The following is a 14,891-nucleotide window of genomic DNA, read 5'->3' as shown; positions in this document are numbered from 1 at the left end:
CCGCCCTGCCCCAACGCAAGGACCACCTCGACACGCTGGCCGTGTCGTTGCTGGTGGTGTGCTGCGCGTTCTGGGGGTTTCAGCAGATCCTGATCAAGTTTGCCGGGCGCGAGATCCCTCCGCTGTGGCAGGCGTCGCTGCGCATGTGGGGCGCCACGGCGCTGCTGTGGCTGTGGTGCCGCGGGCGCGGTGTGCCGCTGTTCCAGCGCGACGGCTCGCTGCCGGGGGGGCTGCTGGTCGGGCTGCTGTTCGCGGCGGAGTTCGTCTTCATCTATCTGGGGCTGCAGCACACCAGCGCCTCGCGGTTGACGGTCTTTCTCTACACCAGCCCGTTCTGGGTGGCGTTGCTGTTGCCGCGCTTCGTGTCGGCGGAGCGGCTGCGCCCCATTCAGTGGGCCGGTCTGTGTCTGGCCTTCGCAGCGGTGGCGGTGGCCTTCAGCGAGGCGTTTTTGCACGGCTCGACGCCCGGGCAGTGGAAGGGCGACGCCATGGGGCTGGCGGCCGGCCTGTTCTGGGGCCTGACCACGGTGGCCATCCGCACCACCCGCATCGCCACGGTCGCCGCCGAAAAATCGCTGTTCTACCAGCTGGGGGTCACCGCGGCCGTGACCCCGCTGCTGTCCCTGGCCCTGGGCGAGCGCTGGGCGCTGGACTATTCGGCGCTGGCGTGGGGGTCGGTGTTTTTGCAGACCGCGGTGGGGGCGTTTGCCAGCTACCTGGCCTGGATGTGGATGCTGCGCCACTATCCGGCGACCCGCATGGCGACGTTCACTTTTCTGACGCCGCTATTTGCGCTGGTGTTTGGCGTGCTGCTGCTGGGCGAGCCGCTGACGCTGCAGTTGCTGCTGGCGCTGGCCGGGGTGGCGGCCGGCATCGTGCTGGTCAGCCGGCGCTGAACGCGGGCTGAACGCGGGGTTAGGGGGCCTGCACCGCCTCGAAGGCCGGGTGCAGCTCGTCGATCCAGAGCTCCACCTCCGCCGCGCCGATTTGCAGATGCGCCAGCGCCGCCTGCCCGTGCCGCGCCCAGTCGGGCGACGGGGGCACCCCTTCGTGCTGTTGCACCAGATGGTCGGCGATCAGCCCCATGGCGACCAGGTGCCGCACGGTGTCCGAATAACGGGTGTCGCCCAGGCAGGTGAAGTCGTGGTGCAGCCGGATGGCCACCGCCACCGGGGGCGGCAGGCGCCAGGTGCGCGCGACGATGGCGCCCACCACCGCGTGATCGGTGCGGTGGTTGGCGTTTTCGGTCTGGGTGAAGGTGCGGTCCTTGCGGGCCAGCGCCTCGGTGATCGTGGCGGCATAGCCGCGCACGCCGCGCAGCAGCACCGGCATGCCGACGTGGCAAAACAGGCCAAAGCTGTACGCCAGCCCGGGGTCCATGTCGTAGAGCTGGCGGCCGATGTGTTCGCAGGCGATGGCGCGGCGCGTGGAGCTTTCCCAGAAATGCGCCAGCACCGGCGAATGCACCTGCAACGCGTTGCGCGTCAGAAAGCCCATGAGCAACTGCACCGCGGGCCGCACACCCAGCACCGTGAGGGCCTGCCCCACGGTGGCAACGGGCTGGCTCAGGCCATAGAGCGGGCTGTTGGCCTGCCGGATCAGGGCGGCGGCCATGGCCACGTCGCTGCTGGCGATGGTGTCCAGCACCGCGGGGTCGGGCTCGCCATGCGCGGTGGCGTCCTGCAGCTGGCGCAGCAACTCCGGGCACGGCGGGATGACGATGTCGCGCACGGGCCCGCGCGAGCGGGCGTGGTCCAATTCGGCTTCGACGGAGCGGTCGGTCATGCGTCGATTGTGCCGCGAAGCCGCGGCGGGCCGGCCGGTTTGGGGGTTTGGGGTCATGCCCCCGCGGGGGCTGGCGGGGTCTCACCGGGGGCATGGGCTTGGCGGGCCTGGGCATAGGCCACGTACCAGGCCAGGCAGTCCGGGTTGGCCATGGCGTCGCGGTTGACCACACGCTCCAGCGGCTGGCCCAGCAGCAGTTTCTTGATCGGCAGCTCCTGCTTTTTGCCGCTGAGGGTGCGCGGAATGTCCGGTACCTGCTCGATGGCGTCGGGGACGAAGCGCGGCGACAACGCGCGCCGGATGGCGTCGCGCAGCCGCTCGCGCAGGGGCTCGTCCAGCGTCAGCCCCGGGCGCAGCACCACGAACAGCGGCATGAAGCTCTCGCGGCCCAGGTACTCCAGATCCACCACCAGGCTGTCCAGCACCTCGGGCAGCGCTTCGACAGCGGCGTAGATCTCGCTCGTGCCCATGCGCAGGCCGTGGCGGTTGATGGTCGCGTCGGATCGGCCGTAGATGACGCAGCCGCCATCGGGGCGCACCTCCAGCCAGTCGCCGTGGCGCCAAACGCCGGGGTAGGTGTCGAAGTAGCTCGACAGGTAGCGCGCATCGCCCTCGTCGTTCCAAAAGTACAACGGCATGGAGGGGATGGGGCGCACGCAAACCAGCTCGCCCACCTGCCCGACGACGGCGCGCCCGTCGTCGTCCCAGGCCTCCACCGCGCAGCCCAGTTGCCGGCATTGCATCTGCCCCGGCACCTGCGGCAGGCCCCGGTGACCGCCAATGAAGGCGCCGCAAAAGTCCGTGCCGCCGGAGATGTTGCACCACCACACCGGCCCGCCAGGGCCGCCCGGCAGGGCGGCCGGATCGGCCGCGCGGCCCGCGAGCGCATAGACGCGCGCGAACTGCGCGCTGCCCCAGCGCTGAACCTCCTCGGGCAGGGGCGAGCCGGTGGAGCCCAGCGCGCGGATGGTGGACAGATCGTGTCCGCCGGCCTGCAGGGCGGCCAGATCGACCCCCGCCTTCATGACGTTGCCATAGAAGGCCGCCCCCGCACCAAAGAACGTCACGCGGTGCCGCGCGGCAAAACGCCACAGCACGGTCCAGTCCGGCTCGTCCTTGCGCCCGCCCGGGCTGCCGTCGTAGAGCACGATGGTGGTCCCGCCGGTCAGCCCGGCGATCTGGGCGTTCCACATCACCCAGCCGGTGGAGCTGTACCAGTGAAAGCGTTCGCCCAGGCTGTTGGGGTCGTAGCTGGGGCCAATGTCGTTGTGCAGGACTTTGAGCGCCAGCGTGGTCAGCAGGATGCCGCCGTGTCCGTGCACGATGGGCTTGGGCAGGCCCGTCGTGCCGCTGGAGTACACGATCCACAGCGGATGGTCGAACGGCAGCCACTCGGGCGCAAAGTCGCGCACGACCGCATCGTCGCGATCGACCAGCGCGGCAAAGTCGTGCGTGTCGGTGAGGCGCTCGGCCGCGTAGGGCGTGCGCAGCGTGACCACATGGGACAGCGTCGGCAGGCCGGCGCGCAGCTCGCGCACAGTGGCGCTGCGGTCCAGCGGCCGGCCCGCGTAGTGCACCCCGTCCGCGGCGATCAGCACGGTCGGCTCGATCTGGCGGAAGCGGTCCAGCACCGCCGCCGTGCCCATGTCCGGCGCGCACACGCTCCAGATCGCGCCCAGGCTGGCGCAGGCCAGAAAGGCCACCACCGTCTCGGCCCGGTTGGGCAAATAGGCGGCCACGCGGTCGCCGCGCCGCACCCCCAGCGCGCGCAGGCCCACCGCCAACGCGGCCACGTCGCGCTGCAGCTCGCGCCAGCCCACGGTGCGCACGCGGCCCAGTTCGTCCTCGGCGATGATGGCCGGCTGGCCCGCGGCCTCGGCCGGCTCCACATGGCGCCACACCTGGCGCGCATAGTTCACCTGCGCACCGGGGAACCAGCGCACATGCGGCATGGCCGCGCCTTCCAGCACGGCGTGGTGCGGCGTGGGCGACTCCAGGGCAAAGTAGTCCCACACGCTTTGCCAGAACGCCCCCAGGTCGGTGGTGGACCAGCGCCACAGCGCGTCGTAGTCGTCAAAGCCCAGGCCATGGCGCTGCCGCAGCCAGTCCTGGTAGCGGCCAATCTGGGGGGTGTAGGGGGCGGGCATCCGGTCTCCTTCGGCGCTTGGCGCGGTCGGCCGCGCACGGGGGGCGCATGGGCCGAATTATCGAGAGCGGCGCCGCGCGGCCCGTCGCGTCGGCGTCAGGCGAGCCGGCCCGAATCCTGCTTGCCCCGGCGCGGGCGCCCGCGACCTGACACGAGGCTTGCAGGGGCATGGCGCCCGCGGGCAGAATCACGCCCATTTACCCGAAACCACGCGAGGAGCGAGAACCATCATGTTCCAATGGACGGAAAAATCCGACGCCGCCCTGCAGGCCGGCGGCGTCATCGGGCCGGACGAGCGGCTGCCCTGGCCGCAGACCGCCATGCTGGGGGTGCAGCACCTGATCGCCATGTTTGGCGCGACGGTGCTGGCGCCCATCCTGATGGGCTTCGATCCCAACGTCGCCATCCTGATGAGCGGCATCGGCACGCTGCTGTTCTTCGTGGCCACGGGCGGCAAGGTGCCCAGCTACCTGGGGTCGAGCTTTGCGTTCATCGGTGTGGTGATCGCAGCCACGGGCTATGCCGGGCAGGGGCCCAACGCCAACATCGGCGTGGCGCTGGGCGGCATCATCGCGTGCGGGGCGCTGTACTTCGTCATCGGGGCCGTCGTGCAGGCGGTGGGTACCGGATGGATCGAGCGCCTGATGCCGCCGGTGGTCACCGGCTCGGTGGTGGCGGTCATCGGCCTGAACCTGGCGCACATTCCGGTCAAGAACATGGCGCCGACGCCGTTCGATGCCTGGATGCAGGCGGTGACCTTCGTCTGCGTGGGGCTGGTGGCGGTGTTCACACGCGGCATGGTGCAGCGGCTGTTGATCCTGATGGGCCTGATCGTGGCCAGTGTCGTGTATGCCGTGCTGGCCAACGGCCTGGGGTTGGGCAAGCCGCTCGACCTGTCGGGGGTGGCCAATGCCGCGTGGATTGGCATGCCCAACTTCAGCGCCCCCGTGTTCAGCGGCCATGCGATGCTGCTGATCGCGCCGGTGGCCGTGATTCTGGTGGCCGAAAACCTGGGCCACATCAAGGCCGTGACGGCGATGACGGGCAAGAACCTGGATGTGTACATGGGCCGCGCCTTCATGGGCGATGGCGTGGCGACCATGGTCGCCGGCAGCGCGGGCGGCACGGGCGTGACCACCTACGCCGAGAACATCGGCGTGATGGCGGCGACCAAGATCTACTCGACCGCGATCTTCGTCGTGGCGGGCCTGATGGCCATTCTGCTGGGCTTCAGCCCCAAGTTCGGCGCGCTGATCCAGGCCATTCCGCTGGCGGTGATGGGCGGGGTCTCGATCGTGGTGTTTGGCCTGATCGCGGTGGCGGGCGCCAAGATTTGGGTGGACAACCAGGTGGACTTTTCCGACAACAAGAACCTGCTGGTGGCGGCGATCACGCTGGTGCTGGGCACGGGCGACTTCACGCTGAAGTTTGGCGACTTTGCCCTGGGCGGCATCGGCACGGCGACCTTTGGCGCCATTGGTCTGTACGCGCTGCTCGACCGGCGCTCGGCGGGCTGACGCCCGCGCCCTGGGTGGGGCCGTTCGTCGCCGCGTTGGCACGAAGTCCCGCCCCGGCCGTACACTGCCGGGTATGGACGGCAGGATCAACAGCACGGCGTTGTCCGGGATGCGCGCGGCGCAGACCCGGCTGAGCAGCGCGGCCAACAACATCGCCAACGCGCAAACCGACGGCTACCGCCGCGAGCAGGTGCGCAGCGAGGCTGAGCCCGCGCTGGGCGCGGGGGTGCGCACCCGCATCGACAAGCGGCCCGAGCCCGGGGCCGATCTGGCCGCCGACATGGTGGAGCAGAAAATGGCGGCCACCAGCTTTGCGGCCAATTTGCAGGTGTTCAAGGCGGCCGATCAGGCGATGGGGCGCTTGCTCGACACCCGCGCCTGAATCGACAGACGCGCCGCGCGCGCGGCAACAAAAAACACCGGGAGCGGGGCTGCCGGTGTCGTCGCAAGCCACCTGTGGCGGTGGCACCTGGATCGTCTCTGTCGGGGTTTACCCTCAAACGGGCGCTTGGCTGGCGTGCCGCGCCATCGATTTGTCTCCTCGGTCCTCTCAGAGCTGCCCGGCTGCGCGCAGGCGCCGGTGTCCGAGTACGGACATTCTAGGTGGCGTTGTCCCCGCTGCGGCTTGGGACAAACCCGCAGCGCGGTCATGCGCCGGCCAGGATCCAGCGCGCGGCCTTCTCGGCGATCATCAAGGTGGGGCTGTTGGTGTTGCCGCTGGTGATGGTGGGCATGATGCCGGCATCGACCACGCGCAGCCCGCCGATGCGCCCGCCGCGCCCGTCGCGCACGCGCAGGTGGGGGTCGGTGACCGCCATCGGGTCTCCGTCGCGCCCCATCGCCGTGGTGCCCACGGGGTGGAAGATGGTGGTGGCGATGTCGCCGGCCAGCCGCGCCAGTTCCTCGTCGGTCTGGTACTGCGGGCCGGGCCGGTATTCCTCGGGCCGGTAGGGGGCGAGCGCCGGCTGGGCGACGATGCGCCGGGTCAGGCGCAGGCTGTCGGCCGCAACCTGGCGGTCCTGCGCCGTGGACAGGTACTGGGGCGCGATGGCGGGCGCGTCCTCGAAGCGCGGGCTGCGCAGATGCACCGTGCCGCGGCTGGTCGGGTTGAGGTTGCACACGCTCGCCGTGAAAGCCGGGAAGGGGTGCAGCGGTTCGCCAAAGGCGTCCAGGCTGAGCGGCTGCACGTGGTATTCCACATTGGGCCAGTCGAAGCCGGGCCCGCTGCGCGTGAAGGCGCCCAACTGGCTGGGCGCCATGCTCATCGGCCCGCTGCGCGTCAGCAGGTATTGCAGCCCGATGCGGGCTTTGCCCCACCAGTGGCGGGCCAGGGTGTTGAGCGTCTCGGCCCCCTGCACCTTGAAGACGGCGCGGATTTGCAGGTGGTCTTGCAGGTTGGCGCCCACGCCCGGCAGGTCGGCCAGCACCTCGAGCCCCAGGGGCCGCAGCACGGCCGCCGGCCCGATGCCGGAGAGTTGCAGGATCTGCGGGCTGCCGATGGCGCCGGCGCTGAGCACCACCTCGCGCGCGGCCTGGGCGGTCACGCTGCCTTGGGCGGTCCAGACCTCCACCCCCCGGCAGTGCAGGGCGCCGTCCGCGCCGCGCTCGATCAGCAGCCGCTTGACCTGCGCGCCGGTCCACAGGGTGAAGTTGGGCCGCCGCTCGCAGGTCGGGCGCAAAAAGGCCTTGGCCGTGTTCCAGCGCCAGCCGCTTTTCTGGTTGACCTCGAAGTAGCCCACCCCTTCGTTGGTGCCGCGATTGAAGTCGTCCGTGGCCGGGATGCCGGCCTGCTGCGCCGCCTGCGCGAAGGCGTCCAGAATGTCCCAGCGCAGGCGCTGCTTTTCCACACGCCACTCGCCCGTGCTGCCGGTGCGCCGATGGCCGTGCAGGGCGGCGAATGCGGGGTCGGTGTCCGCATCCAGCCGGTAGTGGTCCTCGTGCGCCTTGAAGTCGGGCAGGCAGCGCTCCCACGTCCACTCGTCGTCGCCGGTGATCTGCGCCCACTGGTCGTAGTCGCGCGCCTGGCCGCGCATATAGATCATGCCGTTGATGCTGGAGCAGCCGCCCAGCACCTTGCCGCGCGGGTAGCGCAGTTGCCGGCCGTTGAGGCCCGCGTCCGGTTCCGTCTTGTACAGCCAGTCGGTGCGCGGGTTGCCGATGCAGTACAGGTAGCCCACCGGGATGTGCACCCAGTGGTAGTTGTCCTTCTGCCCAGCCTCGATGAGCAGCACGCGGTGGCGCGGGTTGGCCGACAGGCGGTTGGCCAGCAGGCTGCCGGCGGTGCCGCCGCCGACCACGATGTAGTCGAAGGTGTTCACTGCGACGTCGGCATCACGAACTCGGCGCCCTTGGGCGTGCTCTCGGGCCAGCGCTGCATGACGCTCTTTTGCGCGGTGTAGAAGCGCACACCCTCCTCGCCATAGGCGTGCATGTCGCCGAACAGGCTCTTTTTCCAGCCGCCAAAGCCGTGCCAGGCCATCGGCACCGGGATCGGCACGTTGATGCCCACCATGCCGACCTGCACGCGGCGCGCAAACTCGCGCGCCACATGCCCGTCGCGGGTGAAGCAGGCCGTGCCGTTGCCGTAGGCGTGTTCGTTGATCAGCCGCACCGCGGTGGCAAAGTCCGGCACCCGCACGCACGACAGCACGGGGCCGAAGATCTCGTCGCGGTAGATCGACATCTCCGGCGTGACGTGGTCGAACAGCGTGCCGCCCAGCCAGAAGCCGTGGTCACAGCCCGGGCCGGCGCTGCGGCCGTCGAAGCCCCGGCCGTCCACCAGCAGCTGTGCCCCTTCGCGCACGCCGGCCTCGATGTAGCCGGTGATGCGCTGGCGCGCGGCGTCGGTGACGATGGGGCCCATCTCGGCCTGCCGGTTCATCCCGTCCAGCACCTTCAGCGCCCGCGTGCGTTCGACCAGCCGGGGCATGATCCGGTCGGCCACGTCGCCCACCAGCACGCCGACCGAGATGGCCATGCAGCGTTCGCCGGCCGAGCCGAAGGCCGCACCGATCAGCGCGTCGACCGCCTGGTCCAGATCTGCATCGGGCATGACGACCATGTGGTTCTTGGCCCCGCCCAGGGCCTGCACGCGCTTGCCGTGGCGCGCGCCGGTCTCGTAGATGGTGTTGGCGATCGGCGTCGAGCCGACGAAGCTGACCGCCCGCACATCGGGGTGATCCAGCAACGCGTCCACCGCCGCCTTGTCGCCCTGCACCACGTTGAACACGCCGTCGGGCAGGCCGGCCTGCTGCAGCAGCTCGGCGATGCGCAGCGACGGCGACGGGTCGATGGGGCTGGGCTTGAGCACGAAGGTGTTGCCGCAGGCCAGCGCGACCGGGAACATCCACATCGGCACCATGACGGGGAAGTTGAACGGCGTGATGCCGGCCACCACGCCCAGCGGCTGGCGCATGGTCCAGTTGTCGATGCCGGTGGAGACCTGCTCGGTGTAGTCACCCTTGAGCAGTTGCGGAATGCCGCAGGCGAATTCGACGATCTCGATGCCGCGGGTGACTTCGCCCTGCGCGTCCGTGAACACCTTGCCGTGCTCGGCGGTGATCATGGCGGCCAGCTCGTCGCGGTGCTGATTGAGCAGCTCCAGAAACCGGAACAGGATGCGCGCGCGGCGCAGCGGGGGCAGCTCGGCCCAGGCGGGGAAGGCCGCGCGTGCGGCCGCGACGGCGGCTTGCACCTCGGCCGCATCGGCCAGCGCGACGCGGCCGGTGATGGCGCCCGTCGCGGGGTTGAAGACGTCCTGCTGGCGGCCCGACTGGCCGGCGACGGGGCGGCCGCCGATGTGGTGGCCGATGGCGGTGGGGGTCAGGATCATGGACTTAAATCCGGCTCATGCGAAAACCCCCACTGTAGAAGAGTGCAGTCCGCCTGACCAGCGAGTTTTTCAAAAGTCAGACATAAGGTGATCTAATACCCGGATGGACCACACCGCCCTGCGCGCCTTTGCCGCCGTGGCCCGCGAAGGCAGCCTGTCGCGGGCGGCGCAGCGCCTGCACCTGACGCAGCCGGCCTTGAGTCTGCAGCTCAAGGCCTTGCAGACGCGGCTGGGGGTGCGGCTGTTCGAGCGCACCCCGCGCGGCATGCGGCTGACCCCGGACGGTGCGGCCCTGTTGCCCCTGGCCGACCGGGTGCTGGCGGCGCAGCGCGAGTTCGACGGCGCCGCCCAGCGCCTGCGCCAGCAGGTGCGCGGGGAGCTGGCCATCGGCACCATCCTGGACCCGGAGTTCACCCGCCTGGGGGCCTTTTTGCGCGAGCTGGTGGAGACCGCCCCCTTCCTGCAGACGGCGTTGCGCCAGGGCATGAGCGGCGAGGTGCTGCAGCGCCTGGACGCGGGCGAGCACGACGTGGGCTTCTACCTCGGTGACCCGGACCAGGACCGCGGGACGGCCGGGCGCTACCGCGTGCGCACGCTCACCCCGTTCACCTACCGCGTGCTGGCGCCCGCCGGGTGGGGGCCGCAGGTGCAAGGGCGCGGCTGGGCCGAGCTCGCGGCCTTGCCGTGGATCGAGACGCCGCCCGAGTCGGCCCATCACCGCCTGCTGCGCCGCACCCTGCAGCCGCTGGGGTTGCAGGTGCGGCGTGTGGCCCTGGTGGATCAGGAGGCGTCGATGCTGGACCTGGTGCGCTCCGGCGTGGGCCTGAGCCTGGTGCGCGATGCGGTGGCCATCCGCGAGGTGCAGGCGCGCGGGCTGGTGGTGGCCGACCGGGTGGCGCTGGGGTGTGTGTTGAGCTTCGTCAGCCTGACCGAGCGGCAGGGCGAGCCGGCCATCGAAGCCGCCTGGACCGCGCTGGATCGGGTCTGGGGCGGCGCCGAGGGCGGCGTCTAAGGTGGGGATGACGGCCGCGGATCGTCCGGGGACGGCGCCCGCGTCACCAGTGCTTGGGCAGCGGAATCTTGCTGTAACCGTTGATTGGTTTGCCACCGCCGGCGGTGAACTGCGGGTCGCGGTGCAACACCTGATCGCGCAGGCGGGCGAATTCGTCCAGCCGCACCATCAGGTCGTGCTTGATCGCCATCAGCGCCGCAGCGGTCGTGAAATCGAAGCCGCGCCGCGTGCCGCCCCGCGTGTCCAGGAACAAATGGTTCACGTAGTCCAACATGCCCGGCCAATCGTCCTGCAGCTGCAGCAGGCGGTCCCGGATGTGGGGGTAGGCGATTTGTTCGAGACGTCCGCTCAGGACGTCGGGCATGCGGTCCATGGCAGATACACGGTGGGGGGTGAAATAGTCGCCCCTGAAAAATTCATTTCAAGCCACGCCCAGCTGGATTGAAGATGGTTGCGTTCCCATCGGCCGGGATCTTGGCGACCATCCAGCCCCAACGGCACGCAAAGCCCACGCCATGCGCAGGCTCAACAAAAGCTGGGCCAAGAAGGTGATGCCCTTCTTGACGATCATGCGCAGCAGCCACCGGATGTTGTAGCCTGCAGCACACAGCACCGCATGCAGCCGATCGCCCATCTCACCCTTGAGGTGACAGCGTCCCATGCGGTGGTCTTGTTTCAGATGCCCGATGATGGGCTCGATCGCCTGGCGGCGTTTGAGCTGCCGGCGCGCTTTGGCGCTCAGGCGCCGCATCTTGCCCCGATGCACGAGGCACACCTCGGGGTTGTCGGCATCCACCCCGCGGTAGCCCAGATCGACGAAGGCCGTCTCCGGCTTGACGCCCGTGTCCTGCATCAGGATCGTGGCCTGCTCGATCTGCTCGGCAAGGGTGTGACCGTCGTAGGGGTTGCCGTGGAAGGCGCGGGCACCGACGATGAGGTTACCCTCGAGGGTGCTGGCCACGCCCACTTTGACCCCGAACTCGTATGGCCTGCGCGCCTTGCCTTTGTTGATGCATTCGACCTCCGGGGCGTGCCAGCTGTAGAGCTTGGGCTCGCCATCGACACGGCCACGCTGGGCGCTCTGCGCCACGATGCGTCGCGCCTTGTCGAGCGCCTCGCGCAGCGACTGCCACAGGGCCTGCCCGGCGTGCGCAACCTTGCGCTCGATCTCGCGCGCCAAGCGCGCCACGATCGTGCGCTGCCGCGCAATCGCCCGGCGCAGGCGTTTGAACTGCCGTGCGTGCGCATAGCGCCCCGCCTGGCGCGCCAGGGCTTGGCCTTCACGCTGAAAAGTCTGCTTGAGTTTGATCCCCAGGTCCTTGGCCGCCTGCACGAGCTTGGTGCGCGCCGTCTCCAGCAGCCGGCTGTCGGTGGGGTAGGTGATGGCCTTCTCTTGCACGGTGCTGTCCACCGCCACGCACCTCAAGTCCTTGCGCTCGATGAGCCCAAGCGCCGCCGCCACGTTGATGGTCTGCGCTAAAAGTTCCTCCACCCCTTCTTCGCCCAGGAGTTGGCGAAACTTGACCAAGGTCGTCGCATCGCAGGGCAGCCGGTGCTCAAAGTACGCCTGCCCAGAGAAATACTGCCAGGTGGGGGTCTCGGCCCAGCGCTCCACCACCCCCTCATCAGACTCGTTGAAGGCGTGTTTGAGGTACAACAGGCTCACCATGATGCGCAGCGGCACGCGCGGGCGACCGGCGTTGGACGGCCTTGGGGTGCGCACCAGCGTCTGCCCGAACAAATCCAGCTCGGGCACAGCCGCTCCCGCGCGCGCCTTTCGTGCGAAACGGTGGGCAACCGCCGCTTCAATCTCCTGCCACGGCATGCGCGAGGCCAGCACCGCCAGCGGGTGGCGCAGGTCGATCATCTGGTCCAGGCGCAGCCGGAAAAAATCCTCGGTGGCAGGACAGTAAGCCATCTCGAACTCCCAGAAAATCAGCGCCAAACGTCGATAGAGCGCGGGAAATTGTACCCCAAAATCAAGGAAATGTCACGATAAATCAGATGGTTATGAATATTTCAGGGTGGACGAAATACCGTGATCGTAGCGCAGTCCGAGGGTGGGTTCAGCCGCGCCAAAAGAACACGGCGCTCATCACGATCCCGGTGCCGATGACCACCGCCCGCACGGCGGCAGCGGGCAGCCGCCGTGCGCCGTGTGCGCCGGCGTAGCCCCCGGCGGTGGCGGCCGCCATCATCAGCACCGCCGGGCCCCAGGCGATGGCACCGGCGAGCGCGAACGTCGCCACCGACAGCAGCGACAACACCAGCGAATTGAGGTTTTTGAGCGCGTTGGCGGTGTGGATGCGCGACTCCCCCGTCACGGTGTACAGCGCCATGAGCAGGATGCCCAGCCCGCCGTTGAAATAGCCGCCGTACACGGACACGGCCAGCAGCCCCCAGGTTCGCGCGCTGCGGCCCGGGACGCCGCCGCGGTGCTCGGCCAACCAGCGCACGCACCGCGGCCCGGCCATGAAGACGACCGTGGCAAACAGCAGCAGCCACGGTACGATGGCGCGAAAGGCGCTGGCTGGGGTGATCAGCAACAGCAGGGCCCCCACCACCCCGCCCGCCGCGGCGATGCCGGCCTCCATGCGCAGGCGGTGCGGGGGTACCCGGGCCAGCTCGTCGCGCATGCCCAGGGTGCTGCCCAGATAGCCCGGGCTGACGGCCACCGCGCTGGTGGCGTTGGCGACGATGGGGTTGACGCCCGTGAACACGAGCGCGGGGAACGTCAAAAAACTGCCGCCACCCGCGATGGCGTTGAGCACGCCCGCGGCAAAGGCGGCGCTGGCCAGCAGCAGGCCGTCGGTCAGGGTCATCATGAATGGGGGGGATCCAGAGGCAGGCGTCGGTCTTGCCGCACCAGGGTTTCGAAGGTGTCCAAGTCCACCGGGGGGCTGAACAGAAAGCCCTGCAGTTGGTCGCAGCCGAGCGCGCGCAGAAATTGCATCTGCTCGACGGTCTCGACCCCTTCCGCGACGATCTCCTGGCGCAACTGCTGCCCCATGGTCACGATCGCGCGGGCGATGGCACCGTCGCTGATCTGGTGCGGAATGCCGGTGACGAAGGAGCGGTCGATTTTGAGCGTGCGAATCGGAAAGCGCTTGAGGTAGGCCAGGCTGGAGTAGCCCGTGCCAAAGTCGTCCAGCGCCAGGCTCACGCCCAGCGGCAGCGGGTGCCCCTCGCGGTGCCGCGCCGTGGCTTCGCCGTGCCAGTGGCCGTCGTCGCTGTGCATCAGCGCGTCCAGCGGGGGCGGGGCGGGGTCTGCCCACAGGGCGGGCCAGAGGGGCGTCGTGGCGCCGCCGCAGCGTCATCCACAGACGTCGGGTCTGGCCGCTGGCATCCGGCCGCTCGACCAGCAGGCGCAGGGCCTCGCCGTCGTGGGGCAGGGTCACCAGCTGGGCGTGGGTCGGGTCTTGCCGGTCGTCGAGCAGCCAGGGCAGCGGCTGCCCCAGGACGGCGGAGGCCGGCAGGCCAAACAGGGCGACGGCCTGCGCGGGCCAGTGGGTTACGAAGCCGGCGGCATCGAGTTCGATGTCGACGGCCGTGCCATCATCCTGCGCATCGCTCACGCCCGGCTCCCGCCCCGATCAGGTCCAAAGTCCAGTGACAGGCCGCCAGGATGCAGGCTTGGAACCGGGGGCCCTCCATCCCCCAGGCCGGCCAGTGGCGGGTGACGTTGTCGAGCGCACGGGCCTCGACCGCTTGCCAGGTGCGCAGCAGGGCCCCGACGGGATGCGCGGTCTGGTCGGGGGCGAGCAGGGCATCGCGCAGGTCGTCGCCGATGGCCAGCGGGCGCAGCAGCTCGGGCAAGGGCTGCCCAAACAGCACATCCAGCCGCGAGAGCATGCCCGCCATGAAGGCCAGGTCTTGCCCCACGCGGTCCAGCCCGGCATCCTGCGCCAAGGCCTCCATGCCGCGTGCGCGCAGGGCCACGTCCATCTGCAGCATGGCGCCGCGGGCGTCGTCGTCGCCCGCGGCAAAGACCAGCAGGTGCAGCCAGCGCTTGAGGGGCTGGCGCCCCATCATCAGGATGGCCTGCCCGTAGCTGGTGATTTCGCGGCGCGCGCCAAACGCGGCGGAGTTGACCAGCCGCAGCAATTGGTAGGACAGGGCCGCGTCTTCGCGAAAAGCCGCCTCCAGCTCGTGCAGATCGGCGTCGGCATGCACCAGCTCCAGCAGGCGCAAGGCGCGCTGGCGCGACGCCGTGTGGGCGGTGTTGGGCCGGGCCGGTGGCCTCAGGTACCACGTCCCGGCAGTCCACCGCGGGCCGTGGCCGTCCGGGGGCTGTGTGTGGGACTCGGCGACCTCATCCGGTTGGCACGGCGGGATGGTGTCCGCCGCGGGCGCCAGATCTTCGCGTTGGCCGATCCAGCAGGTGGGCCACCGCTCGGCCAGGGTCACCACCTCGGCCGACTGCCACCATGCGGGTTCCACCCCCTGGGGGCAGGGCAGCACATGCCAGCGCAACCCCGCCGGCTGACCGGTGGGGCTGGCCAGCCACTCGGGCAGGGCGAGGAGGCGGTCGGGCGCGGCGGCGTGCATGTCGGCTATGCTAACCGCTCGCTACCGCCCCGGGCCCCGGTATCGCCCGGC

The 14,891-nt window shown here is 69.8% G+C and carries 13 protein-coding genes; 4 read left to right on the top strand and 9 right to left on the bottom strand.

The annotated features are described in order from the left end of the window. Nucleotides 1-5 precede the first annotated feature (5 nt). Entirely contained in the window at nucleotides 6-896 is an 891-nt protein-coding gene (locus Tfont_RS04835) for a DMT family transporter (protein WP_068608250.1), read from the top strand. Nucleotides 897-915: 19 nt separating this feature from the next. On the opposite strand, the gene Tfont_RS04830 is transcribed toward Tfont_RS04835, so the two are convergent. Together Tfont_RS04830 and Tfont_RS04825 are read right to left on the bottom strand one after the other, a co-directional pair. Continuing rightward, entirely contained in the window at nucleotides 916-1,785 is an 870-nt protein-coding gene (locus Tfont_RS04830; RefSeq protein WP_143968601.1) for an HDOD domain-containing protein, read from the bottom strand. A 53-nt stretch (nucleotides 1,786-1,838) separates the two neighbouring features. Beyond that, nucleotides 1,839-3,932 (bottom strand): acetoacetate--CoA ligase, encoded by a 2,094-nt coding sequence (locus Tfont_RS04825; protein ID WP_143968600.1) that lies wholly within the window; start codon nucleotides 3,930-3,932, stop codon nucleotides 1,839-1,841. A gap of 229 nt (nucleotides 3,933-4,161) precedes the next feature. Between Tfont_RS04825 and Tfont_RS04820 the strand changes: the two genes are divergently transcribed. Together Tfont_RS04820 and Tfont_RS04815 are read left to right on the top strand one after the other, a co-directional pair. After that, nucleotides 4,162-5,448 (top strand): solute carrier family 23 protein, encoded by a 1,287-nt coding sequence (locus Tfont_RS04820; RefSeq protein WP_143968599.1) that lies wholly within the window; start codon nucleotides 4,162-4,164, stop codon nucleotides 5,446-5,448. Nucleotides 5,449-5,521: 73 nt separating this feature from the next. Beyond that, a complete protein-coding gene (locus tag Tfont_RS04815; RefSeq protein ID WP_143968598.1) occupies nucleotides 5,522-5,830 on the top strand; it encodes a flagellar basal body protein in 309 nt (102 codons plus the stop codon). 265 nt (nucleotides 5,831-6,095) lie between these two features. Here the strand turns inward: Tfont_RS04815 and Tfont_RS04810 are convergent, their stop codons facing one another. Together Tfont_RS04810 and Tfont_RS04805 are read right to left on the bottom strand one after the other, a co-directional pair. Then, nucleotides 6,096-7,766, bottom strand: a complete 1,671-nt coding sequence (locus Tfont_RS04810) for a GMC family oxidoreductase (RefSeq protein ID WP_260682268.1) — start codon at nucleotides 7,764-7,766, stop codon at nucleotides 6,096-6,098. After that, nucleotides 7,763-9,280: a CoA-acylating methylmalonate-semialdehyde dehydrogenase gene (locus tag Tfont_RS04805; RefSeq protein ID WP_068607699.1), complete on the bottom strand. Its 1,518-nt coding sequence runs from the start codon at nucleotides 9,278-9,280 to the stop codon at nucleotides 7,763-7,765. The genes Tfont_RS04810 and Tfont_RS04805 overlap by 4 nt, the downstream gene beginning before the upstream one ends. A gap of 103 nt (nucleotides 9,281-9,383) precedes the next feature. Between Tfont_RS04805 and Tfont_RS04800 the strand changes: the two genes are divergently transcribed. Beyond that, nucleotides 9,384-10,292 (top strand): LysR family transcriptional regulator, encoded by a 909-nt coding sequence (locus Tfont_RS04800; protein WP_143968597.1) that lies wholly within the window; start codon nucleotides 9,384-9,386, stop codon nucleotides 10,290-10,292. Nucleotides 10,293-10,335: 43 nt separating this feature from the next. On the opposite strand, the gene Tfont_RS04795 is transcribed toward Tfont_RS04800, so the two are convergent. The 5 genes from Tfont_RS04795 to Tfont_RS04775 all read right to left on the bottom strand — a co-directional run bounded on the left by Tfont_RS04795 (nucleotide 10,336) and on the right by Tfont_RS04775 (nucleotide 14,840). Beyond that, nucleotides 10,336-10,656, bottom strand: coding sequence for a hypothetical protein (locus Tfont_RS04795; RefSeq protein ID WP_143968596.1), 321 nt, complete (start codon nucleotides 10,654-10,656; stop codon nucleotides 10,336-10,338). 57 nt (nucleotides 10,657-10,713) lie between these two features. Continuing rightward, nucleotides 10,714-12,210: an IS5 family transposase gene (locus tag Tfont_RS04790; RefSeq protein WP_260682267.1), complete on the bottom strand. Its 1,497-nt coding sequence runs from the start codon at nucleotides 12,208-12,210 to the stop codon at nucleotides 10,714-10,716. 148 nt (nucleotides 12,211-12,358) lie between these two features. Then, nucleotides 12,359-13,114: a sulfite exporter TauE/SafE family protein gene (locus Tfont_RS04785; protein WP_143968634.1), complete on the bottom strand. Its 756-nt coding sequence runs from the start codon at nucleotides 13,112-13,114 to the stop codon at nucleotides 12,359-12,361. Beyond that, entirely contained in the window at nucleotides 13,114-13,530 is a 417-nt protein-coding gene (locus Tfont_RS04780) for an EAL domain-containing protein (RefSeq protein ID WP_143968595.1), read from the bottom strand. Before Tfont_RS04780 ends, Tfont_RS04785 begins: the two co-directional genes overlap by 1 nt. A gap of 317 nt (nucleotides 13,531-13,847) precedes the next feature. Further along, nucleotides 13,848-14,840: an EAL and HDOD domain-containing protein gene (locus tag Tfont_RS04775; protein ID WP_143968594.1), complete on the bottom strand. Its 993-nt coding sequence runs from the start codon at nucleotides 14,838-14,840 to the stop codon at nucleotides 13,848-13,850. Between the last annotated feature and the right edge of the window lie 51 nt (nucleotides 14,841-14,891).

It is taken from the genome of Tepidimonas fonticaldi (assembly GCF_007556755.1).
In the GTDB taxonomy this organism is placed as follows: Bacteria; Pseudomonadota; Gammaproteobacteria; order Burkholderiales; family Burkholderiaceae_C; genus Tepidimonas; species Tepidimonas fonticaldi.
The sequence above is the reverse complement of the archived record's forward strand: the minus strand, read 5'-3'. Positions and strand labels throughout refer to the sequence as shown.

Coding starts and splice junctions, on each gene's coding strand:
- Tfont_RS04830 (WP_143968601.1), bottom strand. CDS start 1,785: ATGACCGACCGCTCCGTCGAAGCCGAATTGGACCACGCCCGCTCGCGC.
- Tfont_RS04825 (WP_143968600.1), bottom strand. CDS start 3,932: ATGCCCGCCCCCTACACCCCCCAGATTGGCCGCTACCAGGACTGGCTG.
- Tfont_RS04820 (WP_143968599.1), top strand. CDS start 4,162: ATGTTCCAATGGACGGAAAAATCCGACGCCGCCCTGCAGGCCGGCGGC.
- Tfont_RS04815 (WP_143968598.1), top strand. CDS start 5,522: ATGGACGGCAGGATCAACAGCACGGCGTTGTCCGGGATGCGCGCGGCG.
- Tfont_RS04805 (WP_068607699.1), bottom strand. CDS start 9,280: ATGATCCTGACCCCCACCGCCATCGGCCACCACATCGGCGGCCGCCCC.
- Tfont_RS04800 (WP_143968597.1), top strand. CDS start 9,384: ATGGACCACACCGCCCTGCGCGCCTTTGCCGCCGTGGCCCGCGAAGGC.
- Tfont_RS04795 (WP_143968596.1), bottom strand. CDS start 10,656: ATGCCCGACGTCCTGAGCGGACGTCTCGAACAAATCGCCTACCCCCAC.
- Tfont_RS04790 (WP_260682267.1), bottom strand. CDS start 12,210: ATGGCTTACTGTCCTGCCACCGAGGATTTTTTCCGGCTGCGCCTGGAC.
- Tfont_RS04785 (WP_143968634.1), bottom strand. CDS start 13,114: ATGACCCTGACCGACGGCCTGCTGCTGGCCAGCGCCGCCTTTGCCGCG.
- Tfont_RS04780 (WP_143968595.1), bottom strand. CDS start 13,530: ATGCACAGCGACGACGGCCACTGGCACGGCGAAGCCACGGCGCGGCAC.
- Tfont_RS04775 (WP_143968594.1), bottom strand. CDS start 14,840: ATGCACGCCGCCGCGCCCGACCGCCTCCTCGCCCTGCCCGAGTGGCTG.